Below are 26,508 nucleotides of genomic sequence, written 5' to 3' on the forward strand. Positions count from 1 at the left end.
TTATTTAGCTGCTGCCAAATCTTTATCAAACTGTTGTAATTTAGTAAGGAATTGATTTTCCTTGATCTTACCGTTATAGGCATCACTCATAAGAGCAGCACTTTCAGTCCAGAAGACTGACATTTGACTGAGTTTAGGCATAACAGTTGTGTATTGGTCAGATGAACCCATCGTAATGACAGCTTGTGCAAGAGCATCCTTTTGAACGGCTTCAGAAGCTTGAACTTCTTTGTTAGCTGGGATGATATGACGTGATTCAGTAGTGAATTGGTTATTTTGACTGTCTTTGCTTGTCAAAGCTTGTGCCAATTGGTAAGAAGCAGCAATACGTTCAGCGTTACCTTTAGATGGTGTTTGGTTAACTGCGTAAAGTTTTACACCCATGAAGGCTTTTTGTTGAACGTCTTGCCCACCGATATTAACTGTTGGGTAAACAGCAACACCAAGATTGTCTTTACCGACAGCTTTAGCAGCTGCAGCGTAGTCCCATGGTCCTGATTGGAAAGCATCAACAGAACCATCTTCGAATTTAGCCATCATGTTAGCTGAATCAACATTAACAAATCCTTTGTTGTCTTTTTGAGCTGCAATGAATTTAAGAACGTTCACACCAGCTTCGTTACCCCAGTTTGTCCCTTTCACATCTTCACCATTTTGACCAAAGAGTGTGTCACCAACTGAAAGGAAGAGAGGACCAGTTACATAAGCATTAACTTCTTTCAAGTTGCTACCAAATTTAGCTTTAGAAGTGATTGTTTCATATGATTTAACATCTTCTTCGTTAAGTTTAGATTTATTGTAGTATGTAACTTGTGTTTCGATACCGTATGGGAAGGCATAAGTTTTACCTTTGTATTGAGCACCTACAGCAGCTTGCTCAGTATCTTGCTTGGTAATTTCTTTTGAGTATTGCTCTGGGATTTCTTGGATAGCTCCAGCGTCTACCAATTTACCGAGTTGGTCATGTGGAAGTGAGAAGACATCTGCAGCAGTAGAGGCATCCTTAGTCAAGTTTTCTTGAGCATTTGGATCTTCCATTTCAACCATGTCAACTTTATAGCCAGATTTCTTTTCAAATTGTGCGACTGTGTCTTTGTATGACTTCTTAGCACCTGTTGGTACCCAAAGTTTCAAAGTCTTACTATCTGAGCTTGAACTCTTGCTTGAGTTAGACCCACAAGCTACCAAGAGCGATCCAGCAACTAGTAATCCTGCACTACCAAGTAGCACTTTTTGCCATTTTTTCATTTCGAATTCCTCCAAAAAATTAGTTTACTGATACATTATGCAACCGTTTTCACTTTCTGTCAAGTGATTTGTTTAAAAAAATTAATTTTCTGCAATCGCTTGCAAAAATACTTGAAGTTCTCTGCTTAAATGCTATAATATTACCTTGATAGCAATTATATTGGGTAATTCTCACACTTCAGCAAATTAGATTATGAATAGAAACGAGAGGGATATACATGGCTACAATTAAGGATGTTGCCAAGAAGGCTGGTGTCAGCCCGTCGACAGTGAGTCGAACGTTAAAAGATAATCCGGCTATTTCAGAAGAAACCAAGATTAAAGTCAGAGCGGCTATGGATGAATTAGGGTATGTTCCTAACATAGCTGCGCAAGTATTAGCGACTGGCTTAACACACAGTTTAGGTGTTATACTCCCGCCTTTAACAAATCGTGAAAATATTAGCCAACCCTTCTATATGGAAATTCTAACAGCGATTAACGAAGAAGCTAGTTGTAATTCTCAGGTTGTCAGCATCGCTACAGGAGCAACTTTAGATGAATTGGTTAAGCAAGTTAAACTGATGCATCGTCAAAAACGTGCAGATGGATTTATCATCCTCTATTCAGAAACAAAAGATCCTGTTAAAGATTATCTCTTAAAAGAAAAAGTACCTTTTGTAGTAATTGGAGCAGCAGTAGATAATACAAATAAAGTTACTTATATCGATAATGATAACAAGGCAATAGGTCAAGAAGCAGTTTTTTATCTAAATTCAAGAGGTCACCAAACCATTGGCTTTGTCACTGATGATCTTTTTGGTCAGGTAGGCCAAGAGCGTTATCAAGGTTATAAAGATGCTGTTAGTGAGTTGCATATAGAAAGCTTACCTGAACTTGTTTTCTCATCTCAGACAATTGATTCGTTTAAAAAGCACTTGCGAACTTTTCTACCTACAGCATTGGTTGTTAAAGATGATCTTGTTGCCCTTCGGCTTATCCAATGGGTAAACAATCAAGGAATAAAGATTCCGAAAGATTATTCTATTATCTCCATTAACAATTCTTCATTTGCAGAAATCATGCATCCTTTCTTAACAACCTATGACATTAACATTCAGGAACTGGGAAAAGAAAGTGTTCGTAAATTAGTTGCTATCCTGAAAGATGAAAATACTGAGCCACAGAAAGTAACTATTCCCTTCCATCTCATTGAAAGAGAAAGTGTAACATCTATATAAAAGGATCATAAAAAAATGGATAGACAGAAAAGGATCATAAAAAAATGGATAGACAGAAGTAGTTCCGACTATTTTTTATATTCGAATTGACGTATTTTTCAGAAAACTAAGAGCCTGTGTATCTAAAAAAGCTATAATTTAGATATGAAAGCGTTTATTTCACGAACATTCATTCAAAAAAATATAAAAAAATCCCATTTTTTTGTTAAAAACTCTTGACTTATGCAAGCGTTTGCATTATAATCATAAGTGTAAAAAATAATTTGAGGTAAACTTTATGAACAAACGAGCAAGCGGTGTTTTGATGCACATCACATCACTACCAGGTGACTACGGGATCGGTTCTTTCGGTCAAGCAGCCTATGACTTTGTTGATTTCTTAAAAGAAACAAAACAAACTTACTGGCAGATTTTGCCACTTACTACAACAAGTTATGGGGACTCACCTTACCAATCATTCTCAGCGGTAGCGGGAAATACACACTTTATCGATTTGGATTTCCTTATTCGTGACAAATTTTTAACTAAAGCTGATGTTAAAGATGCTGACTTTGGGTCAGATCCTGAGTTTATTGACTATGCTAAAGTTTACGAGGCACGTCGTCCAATCCTTGAAAAAGCAGTAAAAGCTATCTTGGCAGATAAAAAAGAAGCTAAAAAATTCCAAGCTTTTAAAACTAAAAATGCTAACTGGTTAGCTGATTATGCTGAATTTATGGCTATCAAAGAACACTTTGATAACAAAGCTCTTCAAGATTGGGATGATAAAAAAGCAGTTAAACGCGATAAAGCTACTCTCGCTAAACTTCGTAAGGAACTTGCTGAAGTGATTACTTATCACGAAGTGGTTCAATACCTATTCTTCAGTCAATGGGCTGAACTTAAAGCTTATGCCAATGAGAATGGTATTCAAATCATTGGTGACATGCCAATCTACATTTCAGCTGATAGTGTTGAAGTTTGGACGCAACCACATCTCTTTAAACTAGATGCTGAATGTAAACCACGTTACATTGCCGGAGTTCCACCAGATAACTTCTCAGCTACTGGTCAACTTTGGGGAAATCCAATCTATGCTTGGGATAAACACAAAGCTGAAAACTATGCTTGGTGGGTATTCCGTATTCAAGAATCATTCAAACTTTATGATTACTTGCGTATTGACCACTTCAAAGGTTTCTCTGACTTCTGGGAAATTCCTGGTGGAGATGATACTGCTGAAAATGGTGAATGGGTTCCAGGACCTGGTTACGATCTTTTCAAAGTGGTTAAAAAAGAATTGGGTGACCTTAACATCATCGCCGAAGACCTTGGTAACATTGATGATAAGACACGTCAACTTCTTGCAGATTGTGGCTACCCTGGAATGAAGATTGTGCAGTTTGGTTTCTATGACACTACTGGAAACAGTATTGACATTCCACACGTCTATACACAACACTCAGTGGCTTACACAGGGACACATGATAACGAAGTGGTTAACGGCTGGTATGATAATTTGACGCAAGAGCAACGTGATTACACAGATGCATATATCAACCGTCGTCAAGGTGAGCCTATCACGCGTGCCCTTCTACGCACACTCTTTGCAACAGTAAGCAACACAGCCATTGCGACGATGCAAGATATTCTTGATAAACCTGAAAACAGCCGTACAAACTTCCCTAACACTGTTGGGGAAAACTGGAAATGGCGTATGCTTCCAGGTGAAATCACTGTTGATAAGAAAGAATTTTTGACTGATATTACAGAAAGATATAATCGAGGTAATAACTAAAATGTCTACATTTACAAATTATGTTGAAGCAAAAAACAAAAATCTTAAGGACCTTTCAAACGAAGAAATTTACTATCTTTTGTTGGAATTCGTAAAAGAAGCAGCTGCTCCAAAGCCTAAAAACGATAGCAAACGTAAAGTTTACTATATCTCAGCTGAATTCTTGATCGGTAAACTTTTGTCTAACAACTTGATCAACTTGGGCATCTACAAAGATGTTAAAGCTGAATTGGCTGCTGCTGGTAAATCAATCAGCGAAATTGAAGATGTTGAACCAGAACCATCTCTTGGTAACGGTGGTTTGGGACGTTTGGCTTCATGTTTTATCGACTCTATGTCAACACTTGGCATCAACGGTGAAGGTGTTGGTCTTAACTACCACTGTGGACTTTTCAAACAAGTCTTCAAAGATAACAAACAAGAAGCAGAACCAAACTACTGGATTGAAGACCAATCATGGTTGGTACCAACTGACATTTCTTATGATGTTCCATTCAAAAACTTCACTTTGAAATCTCGCTTGGACCGTTTGGATATCTTGGGTTACAAGAAAGAAACTAAGAACTACCTTAACCTCTTCGATATCAATGGTTTGGACTATGGTTTGATTGAAAAAGGAATCACTTTTGATCAAGACGAGATTCAAAAGAACTTGACACTTTTCCTTTACCCAGATGATTCAACTCGTAAAGGTGAGCTCTTGCGTATCTACCAACAATACTTCATGGTATCAAATGCTGCTCAACTTTTGATTGACGAAGCTATCGAACGTGGATCTAACCTTCACGATCTTCCAGATTACGCTTACGTACAAATCAACGATACTCACCCATCAATGGTAATCCCTGAATTGATCCGTCTTTTGACAGAAAAACATGGATTTGAATTTGATGAAGCAGTAGCAATCGTAAGCAAAATGGTTGGTTACACAAACCACACTATCTTGGCTGAAGCCCTTGAAAAATGGCCTCTTGACTACCTTGAAGAAGTTGTTCCACACCTTGTTGTTATCATCAAAAAATTGGATGCTATCATTCGTGAAAAATTCGATGATCCACGTGTTCAAATCATTGACGAACACAACCGTGTTCACATGGCACACATGGATATCCACTTCTCTACAAGCGTAAATGGTGTTGCAGCACTTCACACAGAAATCCTTAAAGCATCTGAGTTGAAACCATTCTACGACCTTTATCCAGAACGTTTCAACAATAAGACTAACGGTATTACATTCCGTCGTTGGTTGGAATTCTCAAACCAAGAACTTGCTGATTACATTAAAGAATTGATTGGTGATGATTACCTTACTGATGCCACTCAATTGGAAAAATTGGCTGCTTTTGCAGATGATCCTGCAGTACACAAACGTTTGTCTCAAATCAAATATGACAACAAATTGTCACTTAAACGTTACCTTAAAGCCAATAAAGGTATTGACCTTGATGAAAACTCAATCATTGATACTCAAATCAAACGTTTCCACGAATACAAACGTCAACAAATGAACGCTTTGTATGTCATCCACAAATACTTGGAAATCAAAAAAGGAAACCTTCCAAAACGTAAAATCACTATCATCTTTGGTGGTAAAGCAGCTCCTGCCTACGTTATTGCTCAAGACATCATCCACTTGATCTTGTCACTTTCTGAACTCATTAACAATGATCCAGAAGTAAGCAAATACCTCAACGTTCACTTGGTTGAGAACTACAACGTAACAGTTGCTGAACACCTTATCCCAGCGACAGATATTTCAGAACAAATCTCATTGGCTTCTAAAGAAGCTTCAGGTACAGGTAACATGAAATTCATGCTTAACGGTGCCCTTACACTTGGTACAATGGATGGTGCCAACGTTGAGATTGCTGAATTGGTAGGACCAGAAAACATCTTCACGTTCGGTAAAGACTCTGATACAATCATCGACCTTTACGATAAAGGTGGTTATGTATCACGTGATTACTACGAAAAAGATGCTAACATCAAAGCAGCTGTTGACTTTATCGTAAGCAAAGATCTTGTTAAACTTGGTGATAAAGAACGCTTGGAACGTCTCCACAAAGAACTTATCTCTAAAGACTGGTTCATGACATTGATTGACTTGGCTGAATACATCGACAAGAAAGAAGAAGTATATGCAGCTTACGAAGATCAAGATGCATGGAACAAGAAAGTTGTTTACAACATCGCTGAAGCAGGATTCTTCTCATCTGACCGTACAATCGAACAGTATGACAAAGACATCTGGCACACAAAATAATATTCTAGTTGCATAGAAGGAAAACGAGATCAGAAATGGTCTTGTTTTTTATGTACGTGTAAAAAAAACTAAAAAAGTGTGTAATCAATATCTATGTTTTGTTATAATAAAAGAATGAAACCTTTTACAAAGTGGACCGGTGGTAAACGTAAGTTATTACCTATTTTGACAGAGTTAATACCTGATGATTTTAATAGGTATTATGAGCCTTTTATAGGTGGTGGAGCACTATTATTTAAACTCTTACCTCGTGATGCAATTATAAATGACTTTAATGAGGAATTGATAAATTCGTATTTACAGATACGAGACAATCCGAATGAATTAATAGATCTATTAGCAGAACATAAAGATAAGAATTCAAAAGATTATTATCTTAATATTCGTTCTGCTGACAGAGATGGACGTATTGAGGATATGACTGATGTTGAAAGAGCTGCAAGAATTCTTTATATGTTACGAGTTGATTTTAATGGTCTTTATCGTGTGAATTCAAAAAATCAATTCAATGTCCCATACGGTCGATATAAGAATCCGAAAATTCTAGACGAAGATTTGATTTATGAAGTATCCAGGTATCTAAACGCCAATAATATTCAAATTTTACAAGGAGACTTTGCTAATGCTGTTGCTGATGCCGTTGATGGTGATTTAGTATATTTTGATCCACCCTATATTCCTTTGTCTGAAACCAGTTCTTTTACTTCTTATACTCATGAAGGTTTTTCTTATGAAGATCAAGTGAGGTTAAGAAATACCGTTAGGGATTTAACACGACGTGGTGTTAAGGTTATTTTATCAAATTCTTCAAGTCCATTAGTCGAAGATCTTTATCAAGAGTTTAATCTCCATTATGTGGATGCTTCGCGTACAAATGGTGCAAAGCCGACAAGTCGTGGGAAAATTAAGGAAATTATCGTTACAAACTATGAATAATTACGAATATAAGTATGGAGGTGTTGTAATGGACAAACCATACTATTATAAAGATAAAGCAATCTTGGTACATGCAGATACATTTGAGTTTTTAAAAAAGATAAAACCTGAAAGTATGGATATGATTTTTGCGGATCCACCATATTTTTTAAGTAATGGAGGTTTCTCAAATTCAGGAGGTAAAGTCGTTTCAGTAAACAAAGGAGACTGGGATAAAATTGATACTCTTGAAGAAAAGCATGATTTTAATAGAAATTGGATTAGATTAGCAAAAAAAGTTTTGAAACCCAATGGAACAATTTGGGTCTCAGGTAGTTTTCATAATATATATTCTGTTGGGATGGCCTTAGAACAAGAAGGTTTTAAAATCCTAAATAATATAACATGGCAAAAAACTAATCCCGCACCGAATCTATCTTGTCGTTATTTCACACATTCCACAGAGACTGTGTTATGGGCTCGAAAAAATGATAAAAAAGCCAAGCATTATTATAATTATGAATTGATGAAAGAACTTAATGGTGGAAAACAGATGAAAGATGTCTGGACTGGTGCCTTAACCAAGAAAGCTGAAAAGTGGGCAGGTAAGCATCCAACCCAAAAGCCAGAGTACCTTTTAGAGCGCATCATTTTAGCATCTACCAAACCTAATGATTATATTCTTGATCCTTTTGTAGGTAGTGGTACAACTGGAGTGGTGGCTAAGAGGTTAGGACGTTGTTTTATTGGAATAGATTCTGAGAAAGATTATTTGAAAATAGCACAAGCAAGATTAGAGAGAGAAAAATATGCTTCAATGACAAGTTCTGATACAATTTTTTTAAAGGAGGGAAATAATTGATAAAAGGTGGAGTCGGTGGTGCAAATACTAAAACAGGATTAGCTTTTGAGTTAAAAACGGATTTGCCAACGTTTATCGCAAAGCAAAATGGATATGAAATTTTTGAGAATGATTTTGATATAGAGCGAAAAGATGGCAAAATTACAAAAAAGAAACGAAAAAAAGTTTCTCGATGGAGTGTAACCTTTAAAGGAGAGTACGTTGCAGAAATATTTCAAAAGCATGGCTTATACCGTTATTTTGATGAAGTAGATTTAAAATACGATGAAATTCTTTCAAAAAAACTTTTGCCAGATGATTCGATTTTTGTAATGGATAATAATACAGTTTTCATAATTGAAAAAAAGACTCAAAATACTAATGGAAGTGTAGATGAAAAATTGCAGACTTGTGATTTTAAACTAAAGCAGTATAAGAAGCTTTTTTCTCCATTAAATAAGGAAGTAAAGTATTATTATCTTCTAGATGAATGGTTCTTGAAGAAGAAATATAAAGATGTTCTAGATTATGTAAATAGTGTCGGATGTTATTATCGGTTTAATTATATTCCATTAAAGGAGTTTGGATTACCTGTACCTGAAGTTTGACAATAAAGTTACTTCTAATACTATCCAATGAATATAAGAACTTTTACTGAATAAGAACATTTATTATCTTCATTTTAACTAATGAAATGACCATATAATTAATAATAGTTCAAGGAGATTACAATAATGGATTACTACAAATATATTTCATCTTTACCATCAGACCGTCTTAATATTTTTTTATCGACTCTTTCTGTCACAAATCGCACACCTGAATATTATGTGAATTGGGAAAAAGTAAATCGAGAAACTAAAAAATTTGAGATTGAATTAAATACACTAAATTATTTAATTGGTAAGAAAAATATTTATAACGTTGCTCTAGAGTTGTTTGAAAAACAACCAGAACTATTAAAGGCCATTCCCAGTTTAATTGCATGCCGTGATAAGGTTATTGATGTGTTATCACTGGATGAAACTGATAATATGAGTTTTTATCAATTAGATTTTAAAAATATTGATACACATTATATCAAAGGTTATATAGATTTTATTGAGAGATCCGGTCTTTTAAATTTTCTTCAAAATGAAGCCAATAGGTCTCTAGTTGACTATGTCTATGGGGTTGAAACAGGATTAGATAGTAATGGCCGTAAGAATCGTAGTGGTACAACGATGGAAGGTATACTTGAAAGAAATGTCTCAAAAGTATGCAAAGCATACGGTCTATCCTATAAAGCTCAAGCAACTGCAAGTTTTATTAAGAATACCTGGAATATTGATGTACCAGTTGATAAATCTCAACGTAGATTCGATGTTGCAGTCTATTCTGAAGAAAAACATAAAGTGTGGTTAATTGAAACAAATTACTATGGTGGAGGTGGAAGCAAGCTTAAAGCTGTAGCTGGGGAATTTACAGAACTAAGCCAGTTTGTAGTCACATCAGAAGATAACGTGGAATTTGTTTGGGTGACAGATGGAATAGGCTGGAAAACCGCTCATCTCCCACTAGCTGAGGCTTTCGGACACATTGTCAATGTCTTTAATTTAGAAATGTTAAAAAATGGATTTCTATTTAATTTACTAAAGTAACAAGTTAACGTGTTATCTCCCAAGCCATCTTCGTGTACTTTGTCACCGTTTTCCTTTATAATATAAGTATCACATTACAAGAGGAGACCTCATGAAATACATCGTAAACACATCAAATGATCCTGCCTATAATATTGCTTTGGAAGCCTATGCCTTTCGTGAATTGGTAAATGAAGATGAATTATTCATTCTCTGGATTAACCGTCCAGCTATCATTGTTGGGAAACACCAAAATACCATTCAAGAGATTAACAAAGAATATACAGATGCTCATAATATTAAGGTCGTTCGTCGTTTGTCTGGTGGTGGCGCTGTTTATCACGATTTGAACAACCTTAATTATACCATCATCTCTAATAAGGCAGATGAAGGCGCATTTGACTTTAAGACTTTTTCTCAACCAGTAATCGCAACACTTGCTGATTTGGGAGTTAAGGCTGAATTTACTGGCCGTAATGACCTTGAAATCGATGGTAAAAAGTTCTGTGGAAATGCTCAAGCTTACTATAAAGGTCGTATGATGCACCATGGTTGCTTGCTCTTTGACGTTGATATGTCCGTTCTTGGCCAAGCTCTCAAAGTCAGCAAAGACAAAATTGAATCTAAAGGCGTTAAGTCTGTACGTGCTCGTGTGACAAACATTGTAGATGAATTGCCAGAAAAAATTACCGTAAATGAATTCTCAGATAAAATCTTGGAAAAAATGAAAGAATTCTACCCAGAAATGACTGAATACGTCCTTTCTGAAGACGAATTGTCTAAGATTCAAGAGTCTTATGAGCAACAATTCAATACCTGGGACTGGACATACGGTCAATCACCAGAATACACAGTAGAACGTAACGTTCGTTATCCAGCTGGTAAGATTTCAACCTATGCCAATGTTGAGAATTCAATTATCAAATCTGTTAAGATTTACGGCGATTTCTTTGGTATTGGAGATGTATCTGATATTGAAGAACTTTTGGTCGGTGTACCTTACGAGTACGAAGATGTCCTGGCTAAACTTGAAACTATTGACACAACACATTATTTTTCACGCATGACAACCGAGGAGGTTGCAAAAGCTATCGTTGCTTAATTATTGTTTGAAACAATCTGGAAAACTCCAGGTTGTTTTTTCTTTTATGATTAGTCTCTATATAGGCTGGCCGGTAAATCTATAAAAACCTCTAAGTAAAAAACACCTTATAACATCTTTCCGAAAAACTGTAATTTTCTTGAAAGAAAGATATAGGTGTGATATACTTCTATTAAGTAATTATGGAGAAATAAACCAATGAAACGTGAACTTTTACTGGAAAAAATTGAAGAATACAAAGCTCTCATGCCGTGGTTCATCTTGGAATATTACCAATCGAAACTATCGGTACCGTATTCTTTTACGACCTTATATGAATATCTCAAGGAATATAAACGCTTTTTTGACTGGTTGATTGACTCAGGCATTTCAGATGCTGATGAGATTGCCTCAATTGACATCAAAACCCTAGAAAATCTTACGAAAAAAGATATGGAATCATTTGTCCTTTATCTCCGTGAACGTCCCTCTTTAAATACCTATTCTACAAAACAAGGTGTCTCTCAAACGACCATTAACCGGACACTTTCAGCTCTATCTAGTCTCTATAAGTATTTAACCGAGGAGGTCGAGGGTCCTGATGGTGAGCCATATTTCTATCGTAACGTCATGAAAAAAGTTTCTACTAAGAAAAAGAAAGAAACTTTAGCTGCTCGAGCTGAGAATATCAAACAGAAACTCTTTCTAGGCGATGAAACCATGGAGTTCCTTGATTATGTAGAAAAAGAATACGAAGTCAAACTATCAAATCGAGCAAAATCGTCGTTTTATAAGAATAAAGAGCGAGATCTAGCAATTATTGCCTTGCTGCTGGCTTCAGGTGTTCGTCTTTCTGAGGCTGTTAATCTGGACCTTAAAGACATCAATCTAAAGATGATGGTCATTGATGTCACTCGAAAAGGGGGCAAGCGAGACTCAGTTAATGTAGCAAGTTTTGCAAAACCTTATCTTGAGACTTATCTTAGTATACGTGATAAACGCTATAAGGCTGAAAAGCAAGATCTTGCCCTATTTTTAACGGAATATCGAGGTGTGCCTAACCGTATTGATGCTTCAAGTATCGAAAAAATGGTTGCTAAATATTCTCAGGATTTCAAGATACGTGTAACTCCCCACAAATTACGACACACCTTGGCAACACGTCTTTATGATGCTACCAAGTCTCAAGTTTTAGTTAGTCACCAACTTGGCCATGCTTCCACTCAGGTTACCGATCTTTACACGCATATTGTTAATGATGAGCAAAAAAACGCCCTAGACAATCTATGATAAGTTTACTACTAGTCATTTCAACTCGGAATGGTTTTGTAATTTACATAAATTTAATTATGCAATAAAGCGGTTTAGAATAACATAACTTTATTTATGTAAAATAGTTCACGCAAAAACAAGCTCTCCATTTGGAAAGCTTGTTTATTTTCACTAATAATCTTTAAGTGTAGATTCAACGGCTGCTTTTTCTTTGTCAATCAAGTTTACTCGTGCAGCAATTGTCTTAATTCCCATCAAGATATTACGTTCTAGGCCTTTATCGCTTGTTTGTGGCTCAAAGAAGGCAATATACTGATCAAGACGTTCTTGAGTTTTAAAGACCGATGCTGGGATATTAACAAAGGTATCAAAGCTCATATCTCCACCAAGGGCAGCCTTAATCCATTCCCAATTCTCTTTAGCCCAGTTCCAAATGGTTTCTTGAGCATAAGATTTATTAAGGAAGCTTAGGTACCAAAGGTACAAATCTTGAGGTTTAACAACATTTTTATCCTTCAAATGACCTAAAACGTAGTCAAGACCTTCTTGATTTTTAAGGTAAGCGACTGCTTGAGTCAATTGACGACGGAAGTTACTATCGTTGGTTGCAACGTAAGCATTCACATATTCTTCAACAAGCTCAAGACTGTTTTCTTGTTTCATTTGGTTGATAAGGACAAGACCTCGGACACTTGCTGGAATGCTTTCGAAGTTTTCTTTATGTGCTTGGAAGACACTTGCTGCTGCTAAAACGGCCGGTTGATAGTCTGCCTGAATCAAATAGCCAAGCATTGTCTGACGTACCATCTCGTCTTCATCTGACTCGCCTTCTTTGGCTTCAAAACCAAGACGCTTAAAGTCATTTTGGAATTGACGGCGTACCAAGGCGTTGTAATGCACTTCTGCTTCTGTATCTTCATCAATAAAACGCTTCAAACCGCTAAGAATTTGTGATTTAGCTTGAGCAATCAAGAAGCTTTCTTCTTTTTCAACCAAATCAAGCAAGGTGATTAGGCTTGCGTAAGAAATACGTCCACTTTCAGCTAAGAGACGACGTTCTTGCAAGATTTGAAGTTTACTTACAGTATCAAGGAGTGCAAATTCATCAAGGATATTGTCCAAGAGCTGTCCTTGGTATTCAGTGATGTAGTGAGCTGTATTTGCTGTGTTGAGACGGAGAGCCCCCTCATTTTGGGCTTCAAGTTGACTATAATTTGGAATCTCAATTCGTTCTTCTGAAAGTGTATCTGGTAGACCCTTCCAATTCGAGTTCAATGGGATTTCCCAAAGTCGTCCTTTATCCTCGTGTTCACCAATGAAGAATTGTTTTTGACTAAGAATAAGCGTGTCATCAACAATTTCTGCATTAACTACTGGGTAACCTGGTTGTTCCAACCAAGTATCCATAAAGCTAGAGACATCTTTTCCTGAAGCATCTGAAAGGGCATCCCAAAGATCACGTCCAACAGTGTTATTATATTGGTGCTTTTCAAAATAAGCTTTAAGTCCTTTGGCAAAGGCTTCATCACCTAGCCAACGACGCAACATGTGCATGAGACGGCTACCCTTAGCATAAACGATGGCACTGTCAAAGAGGGTATTAATTTCATCAGGATGATTGACTTCCATATGGACAGACTGGACACCATCTGTAGCATCACGTTGGAGGGCATGTGGAACACCAGTTGTTTGGAAATCTTCAAAGATGTTCCAACTTGGTTCAATAGCATCTACTGAAACATATTCCATCATGTTGGCAAAACTTTCGTTAAGCCAGAGGTCATCCCACCATTTCATCGTTACAAGGTTACCGAACCATTGGTGAGCTAATTCGTGGGCAACAACAAGGGCTACTTGTTGACGGCTTACAGCAGAGCTATTTTCATCTACAAGAAGGTAAACCTCACGGTAAGTAACAAGTCCCCAGTTTTCCATAGCACCTGCTGAGAAATCAGGAAGGGCAAGGTGGTAAGACAATGGAATAGGATATTTTACTTGGAAATAATCTTCGTAGAAATCAATGACACGAACGGCAATGTCAAGCGCAAAGTCAACACTGTTTGCTGCTTGTGCAACTGTAGCGAAGACGCCGACTTCTGTACCGTTTTGAGTTTTAGCGGTTTTACCTTGGAGAGCTCCAAACCCAAAGGCTAGGAGATAAGTTGACATACGTGGTGTTGTCTCAAAGGTCCAAACGCCAGTTTCTTCACGGAGATGACTATTGATTTCAGGCATATTTGACAAGGCAATATCGCCTTCTTCAGCGTCAAATTTCAATGAGAAATCAAAGGTTGCTTTAGCTTCTGGTTCATCAATAGATGGGAAAGCTTCACGCGCAAAATGAGATTCAAACTGTGTTGAAATGATTTCCTTCTTCTCACCATTGTGGGTGTAATATGATGGGTAGATCCCGGTCATATTGTCTGTAATACGACCTGAAAATTCAATGACAAGCGTTAAAACCCCAGTCTCTGGAAGTTCAATATGGAAAGCCTCATTGGCATCATCCATTTGAAAGTTTAGTGATTCATTATCCAAGAGAATAGAATGGATGGTAAGGTCTTTTTGGTGAAGGGAGATATGGTTATCAAGGGCTTCACCTGTAATGGCAACATTCCCTGTAAAGGTCTTTTCAGAACGATTAATATCCAAGAAAAGATTATAATTTTCAGGGATGAAACTTTCGATAAAACGAGCAACAGATGCTGTCATACGTATATACTCCTAACTAACTTTTCGTATCGAAACAGACTGACAAATGTTTCGATATTAGGTACTTTACTTTAAAAGAAAAGGGACTGAATTTATTCAATACAGACCCATTATAACATAGATTGCAAGCTTTGCCTACAGTTCAATGATTTTACCGGATTTGAGATAGACGACCCACTCGCATAAATTACGGGCGTAGTCACCAATGCGTTCCAAATACATGAGTACTTGGAAATATTCTTTGGCAGCGAAGGCTGCATCTGGATTTTTCCGGACACCTTCTACCGTCATGGATTGGATATCACGGAAAAAGTTGTCAATGATTTCATCTGAAGCTGCGATTTCATAAGCACGCTTTTCGTCAGCATTCAAGTAAACTTCAAGAGCTTCTTCAACCATATGGCGGACTGCTTTCCCCATTTTCTTGATCTCAGCTTCAATATCAGTCATTCGGTTTTCACCCTTAATACGGATGGTCGCCTTTGCGATGGCAACGGCATGGTCACCCATACGCTCGACGTCACTAGATGCTTTTAGTGCAGTGATAACAGTACGTAAATCACTTGATACAGGTTGCTGAAGGGCAATAATTTCAAGCGATTTTTTCTCAAGTTTGGTTTCGTAGTTATTGACAATTTCATCGTTTTCAATAACTTCTTTAGCCAATTCACGGTCATGGCTGATGAAAGCACGTACTGCTTTTTTGAGCTGAGCAGCAACTTCGGTACCCATGGCATAAAATTGATTGTGGAGTTTTGCTAATTCTTCTTCGAAGGGTGTTCGTAACATCATAATTGGTAATGAATCCGTCCTTTCTTAACCGAACTTACCGGTAATGTAATCTTCTGTTTCTTTGTGTTGTGGATTAAGGAACATATGCTTAGTCGATGAATATTCAATGAGTTGTCCATCAAGGAAAAAGCCTGTTCGTTGGGAGATACGACTAGCTTGTTGCATAGAACGAGTAACAAGCAACAAAGTGTACTGGTCTTTTAGGTTGTAGAGGGTTTCTTCGATTTTTCCTGCCGAGATAGGGTCCAAAGCTGATGTTGGCTCGTCAAGTAGGATAACCTTTGGTGATGTTGCAAGAACCCTTGCGATACAGATACGTTGTTGTTGTCCTCCCGAAAGGCCGAGAGCTGATTCATGGAGACGGTCTTTTACTTCTTCCCATATTGAAGCACCTTTTAGAGATTCTTCGACTGCTTTATCAAGGACTGCTTTGTCTTTGATACCATTGATACGAAGTCCATAAACCACGTTTTCATAGATAGACATGGGGAAGGGATTAGGTTGTTGAAAGACCATACCGATTTGCTTTCGTAACTCAACAGTGTCCGTTCGAGGACTATAGACATTATGACCATTGTAAGATACTGCTCCAGTAAGCGTCCACTCAGGGTTTAAATCTCCCATTCGGTTGATAGAACGGAGCAAGGTTGATTTTCCTGATCCTGAAGGTCCGATAAGGGCTGTGATTTCATTTGGATAGAAATCCATGGTCACGTTATTAAGGGCTTTTTTCTTATTGAAATACACCGATAAATCATTGATGGAAATGATTGGTTTAGTCATAGATGCTCCTTTCTATCCAAAGCGTCCTGAGACATAGTCACTGGTTGACTGTAGGGCAGCATCTTGGAAGATTTTCTTAGTTTTGTCGTATTCGATGAGGTCACCAAGGTAGAAGAAAGCTGTATAATCACTAGCACGCGCTGCTTGTTGCATATTGTGCGTTACGATGATAATAGAGTAGTTTTCCTTAAGTTCAAACATGGTTTCTTCTAGTTGCATCGTGGCAAGAGGGTCCAGTGAGGCGGCAGGTTCATCCATGAGAAGGATACGTGGTTTAACAGCAATGGCCCTTGCTATACAAAGCCGTTGCTGCTGACCGCCTGATAGGGTAAAGGCTGATTTATGAAGATCATCTTTCACCTGATCCCAAAGTCCAGCCTGCTTAAGTGAGGTTTCAACAATTTCATCCAAGGTTTGTTTGTCTCTCACCCCTTTACGTTCGTGGGCAAAGGTAATATTTTTATAAATAGACTTGGCAAAAGGATTAGGACGCTGAAAGACCATGCCAATATGTTTGCGCATTTCATAAACATTGATATTACTAGCATTAACATCGACGCCTTCATATAGAATTTGTCCAGTGACCTTGGCAATATCAATAGTATCATTCATACGGTTTAAACTACGAAGGAAGGTTGATTTTCCACATCCCGAAGGCCCAATCAGAGCCGTAATTTTATTTTTTTCGAACTTCATATCAATACCTTTGATGGCTTCTTTTTGGCCATAGTAGACATGTAAGTCCTTGGTTTCAAGAGCGAGCTCCTTCTCTGGGAAGGTGATAATATGACGCTCATCCCAATTGTATTTAGTCATGGTAACTCCTTTAAGCGGATGTTAATTTCTTGTGGAGGTAGGCCCCTAAACGACGTGCACCAAAGTTGAAAATCAAAATGAAAATTAAGAGTACTGCTGCTGAACCAGCTGATACAGCTGTAGCGTCAGGTGTCGTCCCTTCAGAATTGACTTTCCAGATGTGAACAGCAAGCGTCTCAGCTTGGCGGAAGATCGAAATCGGACTAGAGATAGAAAGTGGATTCCAGTCACCCCAGTTAAGGGCCGGTGCTGATTGACCAGCTGTGTAAATAAGTGCTGCTGCTTCTCCAAAAATACGGCCAGATGCAAGTACAATCCCAGTTACAATTCCTGGTAAGGCCTCTGGTACGACAACATAACAGATGGTTTCCCAGCGAGACAAGCCTAAAGCAAGACCTGCTTCACGCTGGGTATGGTGAACCGTTCTTAGACTATCTTCAACAGTACGTGTCATTTGTGGTAGGTTAAAAACGGTAAGTGCCAAGGCACCTGATAGAATTGAAAAACCATACTGAAATTGGACAACGAAAATCAAATAACCAAAAAGTCCAACTACTACTGATGGTAGTGATGAAAGAATCTCAATACAAGTCCTTACAAAGTTTGTCAGTCTTCCTTTTTTAGCGTATTCGGAAAGATAAATACCTGCTCCCATTGAAAGAGGAACAGAAATAATCAAGGTAATCACTAAAAGAAAGAATGAATTGTAGAGTTGAACACCAATTCCTCCTCCGGCTTTGTAGGACGATGATCGACTTGTCAAGAAAGACCAGCTAATGTGTGGTAACCCACGAACCAAGATATAGAGAATCAAGGCTGCTAGTATTGTTACAATAATGCCAGCAATCACATAGAGTGTGCCGATGGCAATTTTATCAATTTTTTTAGCGTTCATAATTTCTCTTTCTTTCACGGGTAATGAATTTAACCAACATATTGAAACCGAGGCTCATTAATAAGAGTACCAGAGCAAGTGACCAGAGGACATTGTTTGAAACTGTGCCCATGACGGTATTTCCGATTCCCATAGTCAATACAGATGTCAAGGTTGCTGCCGGTGTGGTTAAAGAAGTTGGAACCACAGCAGAATTTCCGACGACCATCTGGATGGCAAGAGCCTCACCGAAGGCACGGGCCATACCGAAGATAACGGCCGTGAAGATACCTGGTTTAGCCGCATTAAGCGTCACTCGCCAAATGGTTTGCCAGCGAGTAGCCCCCATGGCAAGACTGGCTTCACGATAGTGACGTGGTACCGCACGAAGCGTGTCTGTCGTCATAAAGGTTACGGTTGGTAAAATCATGACGAACAAGACAAAGGTACCTGAAAGGATACCAAATCCTGTACCACCAAAAATGAAACGAACAAATGGGACCACGACTTGGAGACCAATGAATCCATATACAACAGATGGAATCCCAACCAAAAGTTCAATAGCAGGTTGCAGGAATTTAGCCCCCTTAGGAGAAATTTCAGTCATAAAGATGGCTGCCCCAATAGCAAATGGCGTTGCTACTAAGGCTGAAAGTAGGGTAACCACGAATGAGCCCAAAATCATTGGCAGCGCCCCGAATTTCCCTTCAGATGGTGACCAATTCCCACTAAAGAGGAACTCAATCAAACTAACCTTATTGACAAAGAAAGTAGCTAGTCCTTTTTGGGCTACGAATAGTAAAATCATTGCTACAATGAAAACAATCAAAGCTAGGCAAAGAAAAGTGATTGTTTTACCAAACTTTTCGAGGCGTGAATTTTTAGAGGGTGATGTTAACTGCTTCACCAAATCTTCATTTTTCATGCTTACTCCTCACTCTTCTTTGTGACTTTACCATCAGCATCCTTTGTTACTTTCATACTATGGATGGAAATGTAACCCATTTTTGAAACGACGTTCTCTTGAACTTCATCGCTCATCATATAGTCTAGGAATTGTTTTGTATAACCATCGGGCTTACCTTTAGTATACATATGTTCGTAAGACCAGATTGGCCAATCATTAGTTGCAACATTTTCAGCCTTTGGTTCAAAGCCATTAAGCTTCAATGTTTTAACAGAGTCATCAAGGTAAGCAAATGATAAGTATGAAATCGCTCCAGGGGTTTGAGCGACAATTGACTTAACCATTCCGTTAGAATCTTGCTCTTGCGTGCGAATAGGAGATTTTCCGTCCATAATGACAGCATCAAAAGTGGCACGTGATCCTGAACTTGCTGCACGGTTGATGATGGTAATGTCCAAATCCTGTCCACCGAGTTGTTTCCAGTTTGTAATTTCGCCTGTGAAAATTTTACGAAGTTGCTCTGTTGTTAGGTTGTCAACAGCAACTTCTTTATTGGTAATAACGGCAATGCCAGCAACAGCAACTTGAAAGTCAACAAGCTTACTAGCATCTATTCCAGATTTTTCCTCAGCAAAGAGATCGCTGTTACCGATTTGGACAGCTCCAGATTGAACTTGTGAAAGCCCTGTACCGGAACCACCCCCTTGGACATTAACAATTTTTTCAGGGCTCTTTTCAGCGAAACCATCTGCTGCTGCTTCCACTAAAGGTTGAAGAGCCGTAGACCCAACTGCTGTAATGGACTGACCACGGTCAATCCAAGAGGCACAGCCAGTTAAGACTAGTGTGGCCATTGCTAGTGATAAAATCACTGCAAGGACTTTTGTTTTTTTCATTTTTGTCCTCCGAGATTTTTGTAACAAAATAGCGTAATATATAGGCTTCTAAAAGACATCTCTTTAATTATACCAAGGATAGGATGATTAAGTCACATTAAACTTTGATTACAGGCTGTCAGATATGGTATCTCAACCCCTTTGGATAGTAATTTTTTACGGTATTTCCAACGACTTTGGCAAATCCAAACCCATTGCCGTCAACCAATAATTGATACCAACCGTTAGGAAGGACTTGGTCTAAAGTAACCACATTGCCTGAAACATACTGGGCAAACTGCTCTTGATTGAGGGATAGACTTGAAACAACTTCATCAGAGGTTAGTGCCATTCCGAGTGCAAAACTTGGTTCGAAACGTTTCTTCTTGAAAATTCCTAGATGCAAACCGTTACGAGCGATTTTCACTTTGGAAAGATCTGGAAGACCATTAGGAAGTAAGAAAAGATTATCTCCAAAAACCTGAAGTAAACCATCTAGATGTGTTTTAAGGTGCTTTTTAGCAAAGGCTTCCCAAAGTTGCTTCTGCTCCTTATTGAGGTTAGATTTCCCTTCTTTGATACGCTTTTGCTCGGTTAGGCGCTGATCTTGAAATTTTGCCACAAATTGCCCTTCACCCTTAAAATGATGCGGATACATACGAGCTGTTTCTGGAAAATTGATTCCATGACACATACCATTTTGTTTCGGAATGTCTACCAATTCAAGGTCAGGGTAATTCTCTAAAATCCAAGAGACCACACCTTCATTCTCCTCAGGGGACCAGGTGCAGGTTGAGTAGATTAATTGGCCACCTGGGGCAAGCATCTTCAAACCATCTGTTAAGATGTCCTTCTGCAATTGTGCTAGCTCACTCGGATAGTCCTTGTGCCAATATTGGATTGCATCAGGGTCTTTGCGGAACATTCCTTCACCAGAACATGGTCCATCAAAGACAATCGTATTAAAGTAATTTTTGAAAACTTTAGCTAGTTTATCGGCTGACGTATTAGTCACCACGACATTTCTAGCACCAAAACGTTCAATATTTTCAACTAAAATCTTGCTACGTTTGGGATTGATTTCATTGCTAACAAGCAGTCCTGTATTGTCTAGATAGCTTAGAAGATGGGTAGATTTTCCGCCTGGAGCAGCTGCTAAATCTAAGACACGACTTCCCTTGGCTGGAGCTGCAACTTGAGCGACCATTTGAGCTGCAGGTTCCTGAGAATAGACCAAACCAGTCGCATGGTCAGAAGATTTCCCAGAAATTTTCCCGTAATGACCCCAAAGTGTTTCAGGAATAGCATCAGGATAGTTTTTCTGCTGCTTTTTAAGAGGATTTGTGCGATAGGCAGATACGGCTTCCTGGTCAAAAGATGCGAAGAAGTTATCCGCTTCTTTACCCAATAAGCCAGTGTATTTTTCTACAAAATCTAATGGAAATTCCATAGTTTCCTTTCTATTAAAAAACTGGACCAACCAAGAGGACTTATGGTCCTGATTTGTCCAGTATATTTATTCAATTAATCTTTAGAGCTCATAATGGTTTTAATGTCATTGAGCTTTGCTTTAGGAACAAGCATTACCGCCTGACGACTAGAGTAATCAAGAGCTTCTCCGTTAATGGTCTCAAGCTGATAACCTAATTTTTCGCCCATAATACTTGCTGCAGCATAGTCCCACGGGTAAATGACAGAAAAGTAGGCTAAAATTTGACCGGATAGGACTTTTGACATACTTAAACCGGCACCACCATAAACACGTACGCCCAAGGTTTTATTAATAAAGCTTTGGAGGCCATGAAAATTTTTAGCAAACATGGCTGCATTACTAGCAACTAGACATCGATTTAAAGGACGATCTTGATATACTGGAAGTAACTTGTCATTACAATAAACATCGAATTGGCCACCACCGTAGAAAAGTTCATCAGCCATGACGTTATAAATGAGGCCGAATTTTCCTTGGCCCTCTTCGTAGTAAGCAATCATGACACAAAAATTTTCTTGTTGAACAATAAAATTGACTGTTCCGTCAATAGGATCCAAGACCCAGACATTGCCATCTTTTATATCATGAACTAGGCCATTTTCTTCTGCAAAAATATGATCCGTAGGGAAAGCAGATTGAATCCTAGCAACGAGTAAATCTTGTGTTTGCTTATCAATATTAGTTACTAAATCATCAAAAGCTGTCTTTTCTTCGACTGTTATCGTTTTTGACAAACTGTCTTTAATAAAATCTCCAGCTTCTTTTATGATTTCTTTTGCGAAACTCAATTTATTTTCCAAGTGAGATTAATCCTTTATCTTGTGCTTTGGCGGCTTTGATAGCTTGGTAGGTTGAAAAACCGCTAGCTTCTTCAAAAGCCTTGTCGAGTTGCTTTTCAGGTGCCTTTCCGGGGACAACAATCTTAAATGCTTTATAGGCTTGCAAGAGTTGATCACGATCAACCTTGCTTTCGTATGCTTTTTCTACCTGACTCAAAAAATGAAGCACTGTGGTAATTTCCTCAGTGCTCCATGATGGATCGAGTGGGTAGGAATAATTTCCTTTAGTCATTGTTACCCTCAATTTCAGCACGAATGGTCGCTTGACGTAGTTCTTGCTTTCTATAGTCACGAGGCAAAAAAGCACGAATTTCATCTTCATTAAACCCAATTTGCATGCGTTTGTTATCCATAATGATAGGTCGACGAAGAAGATTTGGATATTCAGAAATCAATTGAATAAGTTCCTTGATGGTTAAATCATCTACATCGATGTTTAATTTTTGAAAGACTTTTGAACGGGTTGAAATGATATCCTCTGTACCATTTTCTGTATAAGACAAAATCCTCATCAACTCATCGTGTGTTAATGGGCTTGTGATAATATTGTGTTCGTTAAAAGCAACTTCATGATTGGTCAACCAGGCTCTTGCTTTCCTACAGCTGGTGCAGCTAGGTGATAAAAATAAAGTTACCATGCAAACGCCCCTTTCACTTTAACATTCCTAATTATTATACAATATTTGTATAGTTTTGGCTACGCTTTCTTAAAATTTTCTGCGATTTTTTTGTCTGTATTCAATTGTTCACAAAGTTCATCTATGCTATTAAACTTAACCATATCACGGATATATTCTAGCCAGAAGACTTCAATCGTTTTCCCATAGATGTCGCCTTCAAAATCAAAGATGTTGGCTTCAAGACGCAGTTCTGTCCCTCCAAAGGTGACATTTTTACCCAAGCTGGTCATAGAACGATAGCGTTTTCCATCAATGACGACGTCAGCAACGTAAACCCCATCAGCTGGTAGAAAGGTTCTATCAATTGGTGCTAGATTGGCCGTTGGAAAACCAATAGTGCGTCCACGCGCATCTCCGTGGACCACAATACCTCGTGTAGAGAATTCATGTCCCAAGAGGTCATTAGCCTCTTTAACCTTACCTTCTCTAATCAACTGGCGAACACGAGTCGATGAAATTTTTTCACCATCACTTTGTTGCTCTTCAATGACATGTACCCTTCCGGAAAAATTTCGAGCTAAATAGTCTGCATCCGTTCGATGGTGTCCAAACTTGTAATCAAATCCCACAACAATCTCTTGAGCCTTCAAACGCTTAATATAACGGGCAATGAAGTCATCAGAACTGGTTCGGGCAAAATCACTATTGAAATCTGTTAAATAAAGTTGATCTGTTCCGTAAGCTTCAAAAAGATCACAACGTCTTTGAGGTGCAGTGATATGAAGAAGGAGGTCATCTGTATAGCGTTGGAATGTCAGTTGCGGACTCTCGTTAAAGGTAAGGACAGCTACTTCAAGCTGTTTCTCATCAGCAATCTGACGTGCCTTATCAAACAGGACTTTATGACCACGGTGAAGCGCATCGAAATAGCCTAAGACAAGGACTGTTCCCTTCTCCTGATGGATATCTTTATAATCGTTAATGGACGTTACTTTCATTGGATTAATACTTTTCTAGGTTTATAGACGTGATGTCGCTTTTCCATGATGGCTAGAACCTTGTCACCCAAAAAGGCAGCTACCAGAGGTTCTTGGCTCTCTAAGGAAATAAAGCGACCAAATGAGATTTCTTTGGCATCTTCTTCAGTGACTTGCGCAGCCGGTAGGTCCTGAACACCAAATTCGATAGGGAGTAAGAAAGATTCATCCCCTGCTTCTACCATTTCTGAAATTTGTGAGAGGGTTAGGGCTAAATCTAACGTTAACCCTGCTGAAGCTGTTCGACGCAGAGCAGACATGTGGCTAGCATAACCAAGTTTAGCACCTAAGTCGACAGATAAGGTACGGACATAAGTTCCTTTGCTACAAGCAACACGGAAGGTAAATCTTGCAGTGCCGTTTTCAAGCTTAATAGGTGAGGTACGAACAAACTCTGTAATTGTCACTTGGCGTTGTGAACGTTCGACTTCTTGGCCGGTGCGTGCATATTCGTAAAGTTTTTTCCCGTTGACTTTAACTGCTGAGTACATCGGTGGGATTTGTGTGATTTGGCCCTCAAAACTAGACATGGCTTTATCAACAGATTCTTCATCCAGCTCTGTTAAAGGTGTTGTTTGGACGACGTCACCGCTGGCATCTTCGGTCGTTGTCGAAAAGCCAATGGTAATTTCTCCCTCATAGACCTTGCCAGCTTCAGTCATGTATTCAATGACACGAGTAGCCTTTCCAACTGCTATGGGTAAAACACCAGTAACATCAGGATCTAGGGTTCCACCGTGTCCGATTTTCTTTTCATGTAAAATTTTGCGCAGTTTAAATACTGCATCGTGACTGGTCATTCCAGCTTCTTTTTTTAGATTAATAATTCCCGAAATCATACTTTTAATTATATCAAAAGCAAGCATAAAGAGCTAGGTAGAAACATAAAGAGGCCAAGAGTAAATTCTCTAGCCTCTTCAGATGTTTATAACGTCACATTTACTTCTTCTTTTTAATCAATATCCCTTTTGAGGTCGCTATCTAGCTCAAAGAAAGGCTGGATATCTTGGACATACTCTAGGACGCCCTGAAAGTCTCCTTTATCGTCTCGTACAGCAGCATAGGTGACGTAGACGAATTTTCCTAGACGTTCAGATTTGAACCACATTGGTACTTGGTCACGCTCACCACTTCTGAGTAAGTCAAAGATTTTCTTGACCTTGTCAAGGACTTTTGGCGGATGACAAAGTTCAACATTCCGTCCAATTTGACTAGGTGTTCGTTTAAAGACCATTTCATTGGCTGGAACATTGTCGTTATAGTATTGGAAAATATCATCTTTATTAACGAAAGTGATTTCCAAAGGGAGATGATTGAGGATGAGATTGGCCTGTTCAACAGATAAATAACCATTGCCAAAAGGCTGTGTGGTTTCTCTATCTACGATAGTTTCAGCCTTTGGTTTCGGTGTGAAGCTGATGGTGAATTGCCCTTCAGGGGTATCTATGACACGTGTATTGCCGATATTCTCCTCAGCTTTTGGACTAGACTTTTCTTCTAGTACAGTATCATCAAAACGCTCTCGCTTAGGCTTCCAGATAGCTGTAGGCTTTATAATAGCATAGCCATAGGCATCGCTCTCCTCAGCAATGGAAAGCCAATCATCCTGCGTGAAGGTTTCTAGCAGAATCATAAGTAGGATGGCTTCTTCCTTGAAAATCATAGCTTCAAACTCTTCCGAAAAGGCTTCAAATGCTTTTGAAAACTCTTCTAAAGCACCTTCTGGAAGTGCTTTGAGTTTAGCTTCTGCTACTCTAAAAAGTTTTCGGATGTCATCGTCTACACCCCACATCACTTTTGGCGGGGAGTCATGACCGTAACGCTCCATAATTGGAAAGAAGAGCTTTTCTTTACGTGTGTAATGATTATGGAATTGACCAAGTAATGACATCTGATGCTTAAGCCCATTTACTAGGTCAGATTTAAACTCTTCATTTTCAGGCTTACTGATATTTTCTATGATACGTCGAATACGGAGAATAGCTGAACGTAGGGCTAAATTCTCTTGTTTAAACACATAAACTGGGTGGCCTTCTTGATCAGCGTCTGCTACCTCCACATCTGCAATGGCTCCTTTAAAGAGGTTAGCATGTACATTACAGAGGCTCATGACATCTTCAAAAGTAACTCCTTCTTCAGATGCCATCAGTTCATGTTCCATCATAGAGATTTCAAGGGCAGAAACTCCCTTGAAATGTTGATTGAAGCGCTCTTGAACACTCTCAGGACTGGCTCCATGGTGCAAATCTAGTAGAATTTCTTTGAGTATTTGAATACGATTGTTTTCCATATCAGTCTCCGATGACATCATATCCATTGAATAGTAAGGTTTGCTTAATTTTATCTAGGGGAATATTAGCTAACTTAGAGCCAGCTTTTAGACTGGTTACCTTACCGACAGTATTTAGCATAGCAGGGTTGGACAAGGGCTTGAAACCGAGATCAATCAGTAAATCCTTAACCTCTGGATGCTCTTTAATGATGGTTGCGACTGGTTGTGATAAATCTATAGTGTTGGTTGTCAT

Annotated in this window: 25 protein-coding genes; 9 read left to right on the top strand and 16 right to left on the bottom strand. The window is 38.5% G+C overall.

The genetic code is table 11. The annotated features are described in order from the left end of the window. Positions 1 to 1,248: an extracellular solute-binding protein gene (locus QRD39_RS03080; RefSeq protein WP_285955623.1), complete on the bottom strand. Its 1,248-nt coding sequence runs from the start codon at positions 1,246 to 1,248 to the stop codon at positions 1 to 3. A 218-nt stretch (positions 1,249 to 1,466) separates the two neighbouring features. On the opposite strand from QRD39_RS03080, the gene QRD39_RS03085 reads away from it, so the two are divergent. The 9 genes from QRD39_RS03085 (at position 1,467) to xerS (ending at position 12,254) form a co-directional block, all read left to right on the top strand. Continuing rightward, positions 1,467 to 2,468: a LacI family DNA-binding transcriptional regulator gene (locus QRD39_RS03085; RefSeq protein ID WP_285955624.1), complete on the top strand. Its 1,002-nt coding sequence runs from the start codon at positions 1,467 to 1,469 to the stop codon at positions 2,466 to 2,468. Positions 2,469 to 2,745: 277 nt separating this feature from the next. After that, positions 2,746 to 4,245, top strand: coding sequence for a 4-alpha-glucanotransferase (gene malQ, locus QRD39_RS03090; protein WP_285955625.1), 1,500 nt, complete (start codon positions 2,746 to 2,748; stop codon positions 4,243 to 4,245). Between the two features lies 1 nt (position 4,246). Then, on the top strand, positions 4,247 to 6,508 hold the full coding sequence (glgP, locus tag QRD39_RS03095; protein ID WP_285955626.1) for a glycogen/starch/alpha-glucan family phosphorylase: 2,262 nt from the start codon (positions 4,247 to 4,249) through the stop codon (positions 6,506 to 6,508). Positions 6,509 to 6,601: 93 nt separating this feature from the next. Further along, complete coding sequence (locus tag QRD39_RS03100; RefSeq protein WP_353056651.1) at positions 6,602 to 7,444, top strand: DNA adenine methylase; 843 nt, start codon at positions 6,602 to 6,604, stop codon at positions 7,442 to 7,444. Beyond that, on the top strand, positions 7,437 to 8,285 hold the full coding sequence (locus QRD39_RS03105; RefSeq protein WP_285955628.1) for a DNA-methyltransferase: 849 nt from the start codon (positions 7,437 to 7,439) through the stop codon (positions 8,283 to 8,285). Before QRD39_RS03100 ends, QRD39_RS03105 begins: the two co-directional genes overlap by 8 nt. Continuing rightward, complete coding sequence (locus QRD39_RS03110) at positions 8,282 to 8,872, top strand: PD-(D/E)XK nuclease superfamily protein (RefSeq protein ID WP_285955629.1); 591 nt, start codon at positions 8,282 to 8,284, stop codon at positions 8,870 to 8,872. The genes QRD39_RS03105 and QRD39_RS03110 overlap by 4 nt, the downstream gene beginning before the upstream one ends. 126 nt (positions 8,873 to 8,998) lie before the next feature. Next, complete coding sequence (locus QRD39_RS03115) at positions 8,999 to 9,904, top strand: type II restriction endonuclease (RefSeq protein ID WP_285955630.1); 906 nt, start codon at positions 8,999 to 9,001, stop codon at positions 9,902 to 9,904. A 91-nt stretch (positions 9,905 to 9,995) separates the two neighbouring features. Continuing rightward, complete coding sequence (lplA, locus tag QRD39_RS03120) at positions 9,996 to 10,985, top strand: lipoate--protein ligase (RefSeq protein ID WP_285955631.1); 990 nt, start codon at positions 9,996 to 9,998, stop codon at positions 10,983 to 10,985. A 198-nt stretch (positions 10,986 to 11,183) separates the two neighbouring features. Next, positions 11,184 to 12,254, top strand: coding sequence for a tyrosine recombinase XerS (gene xerS / locus QRD39_RS03125; RefSeq protein WP_285955632.1), 1,071 nt, complete (start codon positions 11,184 to 11,186; stop codon positions 12,252 to 12,254). 153 nt (positions 12,255 to 12,407) lie between these two features. Here the strand turns inward: xerS and QRD39_RS03130 are convergent, their stop codons facing one another. The 15 genes from QRD39_RS03130 to QRD39_RS03200 all read right to left on the bottom strand — a co-directional run bounded on the left by QRD39_RS03130 (position 12,408) and on the right by QRD39_RS03200 (position 26,508). Next, a complete protein-coding gene (locus QRD39_RS03130; protein ID WP_285955633.1) occupies positions 12,408 to 14,948 on the bottom strand; it encodes a M1 family metallopeptidase in 2,541 nt (846 codons plus the stop codon). A 135-nt stretch (positions 14,949 to 15,083) separates the two neighbouring features. Continuing rightward, positions 15,084 to 15,737, bottom strand: a complete 654-nt coding sequence (gene phoU / locus QRD39_RS03135; protein ID WP_037608866.1) for a phosphate signaling complex protein PhoU — start codon at positions 15,735 to 15,737, stop codon at positions 15,084 to 15,086. A gap of 27 nt (positions 15,738 to 15,764) precedes the next feature. Next, a complete protein-coding gene (pstB, locus tag QRD39_RS03140; protein WP_285955634.1) occupies positions 15,765 to 16,523 on the bottom strand; it encodes a phosphate ABC transporter ATP-binding protein PstB in 759 nt (252 codons plus the stop codon). Positions 16,524 to 16,535: 12 nt separating this feature from the next. Next, the gene (pstB, locus tag QRD39_RS03145; protein WP_285955635.1) at positions 16,536 to 17,339 is read right to left on the bottom strand and encodes a phosphate ABC transporter ATP-binding protein PstB; all 804 of its coding nucleotides are present in this window, start codon (positions 17,337 to 17,339) and stop codon (positions 16,536 to 16,538) included. A gap of 10 nt (positions 17,340 to 17,349) precedes the next feature. Continuing rightward, positions 17,350 to 18,234 (bottom strand): phosphate ABC transporter permease PstA, encoded by an 885-nt coding sequence (pstA, locus tag QRD39_RS03150; protein WP_285955636.1) that lies wholly within the window; start codon positions 18,232 to 18,234, stop codon positions 17,350 to 17,352. Next, the gene (pstC, locus tag QRD39_RS03155; RefSeq protein WP_008534643.1) at positions 18,224 to 19,138 is read right to left on the bottom strand and encodes a phosphate ABC transporter permease subunit PstC; all 915 of its coding nucleotides are present in this window, start codon (positions 19,136 to 19,138) and stop codon (positions 18,224 to 18,226) included. The genes pstA and pstC overlap by 11 nt, the downstream gene beginning before the upstream one ends. 2 nt (positions 19,139 to 19,140) lie before the next feature. Then, a complete protein-coding gene (locus QRD39_RS03160) occupies positions 19,141 to 20,016 on the bottom strand; it encodes a phosphate ABC transporter substrate-binding protein PstS family protein (RefSeq protein WP_285955637.1) in 876 nt (291 codons plus the stop codon). A gap of 118 nt (positions 20,017 to 20,134) precedes the next feature. After that, a complete protein-coding gene (locus tag QRD39_RS03165) occupies positions 20,135 to 21,445 on the bottom strand; it encodes an RsmF rRNA methyltransferase first C-terminal domain-containing protein (RefSeq protein WP_285955638.1) in 1,311 nt (436 codons plus the stop codon). A gap of 74 nt (positions 21,446 to 21,519) precedes the next feature. Continuing rightward, a complete protein-coding gene (locus QRD39_RS03170) occupies positions 21,520 to 22,287 on the bottom strand; it encodes an inositol monophosphatase family protein (protein WP_002888374.1) in 768 nt (255 codons plus the stop codon). After that, positions 22,277 to 22,558, bottom strand: coding sequence for a UPF0223 family protein (locus tag QRD39_RS03175; protein ID WP_002888377.1), 282 nt, complete (start codon positions 22,556 to 22,558; stop codon positions 22,277 to 22,279). Before QRD39_RS03175 ends, QRD39_RS03170 begins: the two co-directional genes overlap by 11 nt. Further along, positions 22,551 to 22,964 (bottom strand): Spx/MgsR family RNA polymerase-binding regulatory protein, encoded by a 414-nt coding sequence (locus QRD39_RS03180; RefSeq protein ID WP_002888379.1) that lies wholly within the window; start codon positions 22,962 to 22,964, stop codon positions 22,551 to 22,553. Before QRD39_RS03180 ends, QRD39_RS03175 begins: the two co-directional genes overlap by 8 nt. Positions 22,965 to 23,023: 59 nt before the next feature. After that, the gene (locus QRD39_RS03185) at positions 23,024 to 23,944 is read right to left on the bottom strand and encodes a bifunctional riboflavin kinase/FAD synthetase (RefSeq protein WP_285955639.1); all 921 of its coding nucleotides are present in this window, start codon (positions 23,942 to 23,944) and stop codon (positions 23,024 to 23,026) included. Beyond that, the gene (truB, locus tag QRD39_RS03190) at positions 23,941 to 24,822 is read right to left on the bottom strand and encodes a tRNA pseudouridine(55) synthase TruB (RefSeq protein WP_285955640.1); all 882 of its coding nucleotides are present in this window, start codon (positions 24,820 to 24,822) and stop codon (positions 23,941 to 23,943) included. The genes QRD39_RS03185 and truB overlap by 4 nt, the downstream gene beginning before the upstream one ends. Before the next feature lie 113 nt (positions 24,823 to 24,935). Then, positions 24,936 to 26,273, bottom strand: a complete 1,338-nt coding sequence (locus tag QRD39_RS03195; RefSeq protein ID WP_164376225.1) for a DUF438 domain-containing protein — start codon at positions 26,271 to 26,273, stop codon at positions 24,936 to 24,938. A gap of 1 nt (position 26,274) precedes the next feature. After that, the gene (locus tag QRD39_RS03200) at positions 26,275 to 26,508 is read right to left on the bottom strand and encodes a DUF1858 domain-containing protein (RefSeq protein WP_004182516.1); all 234 of its coding nucleotides are present in this window, start codon (positions 26,506 to 26,508) and stop codon (positions 26,275 to 26,277) included.

This window comes from Streptococcus raffinosi (assembly GCF_030284685.1).
GTDB classification, from domain to species: domain Bacteria; phylum Bacillota; class Bacilli; order Lactobacillales; family Streptococcaceae; genus Streptococcus; species Streptococcus raffinosi.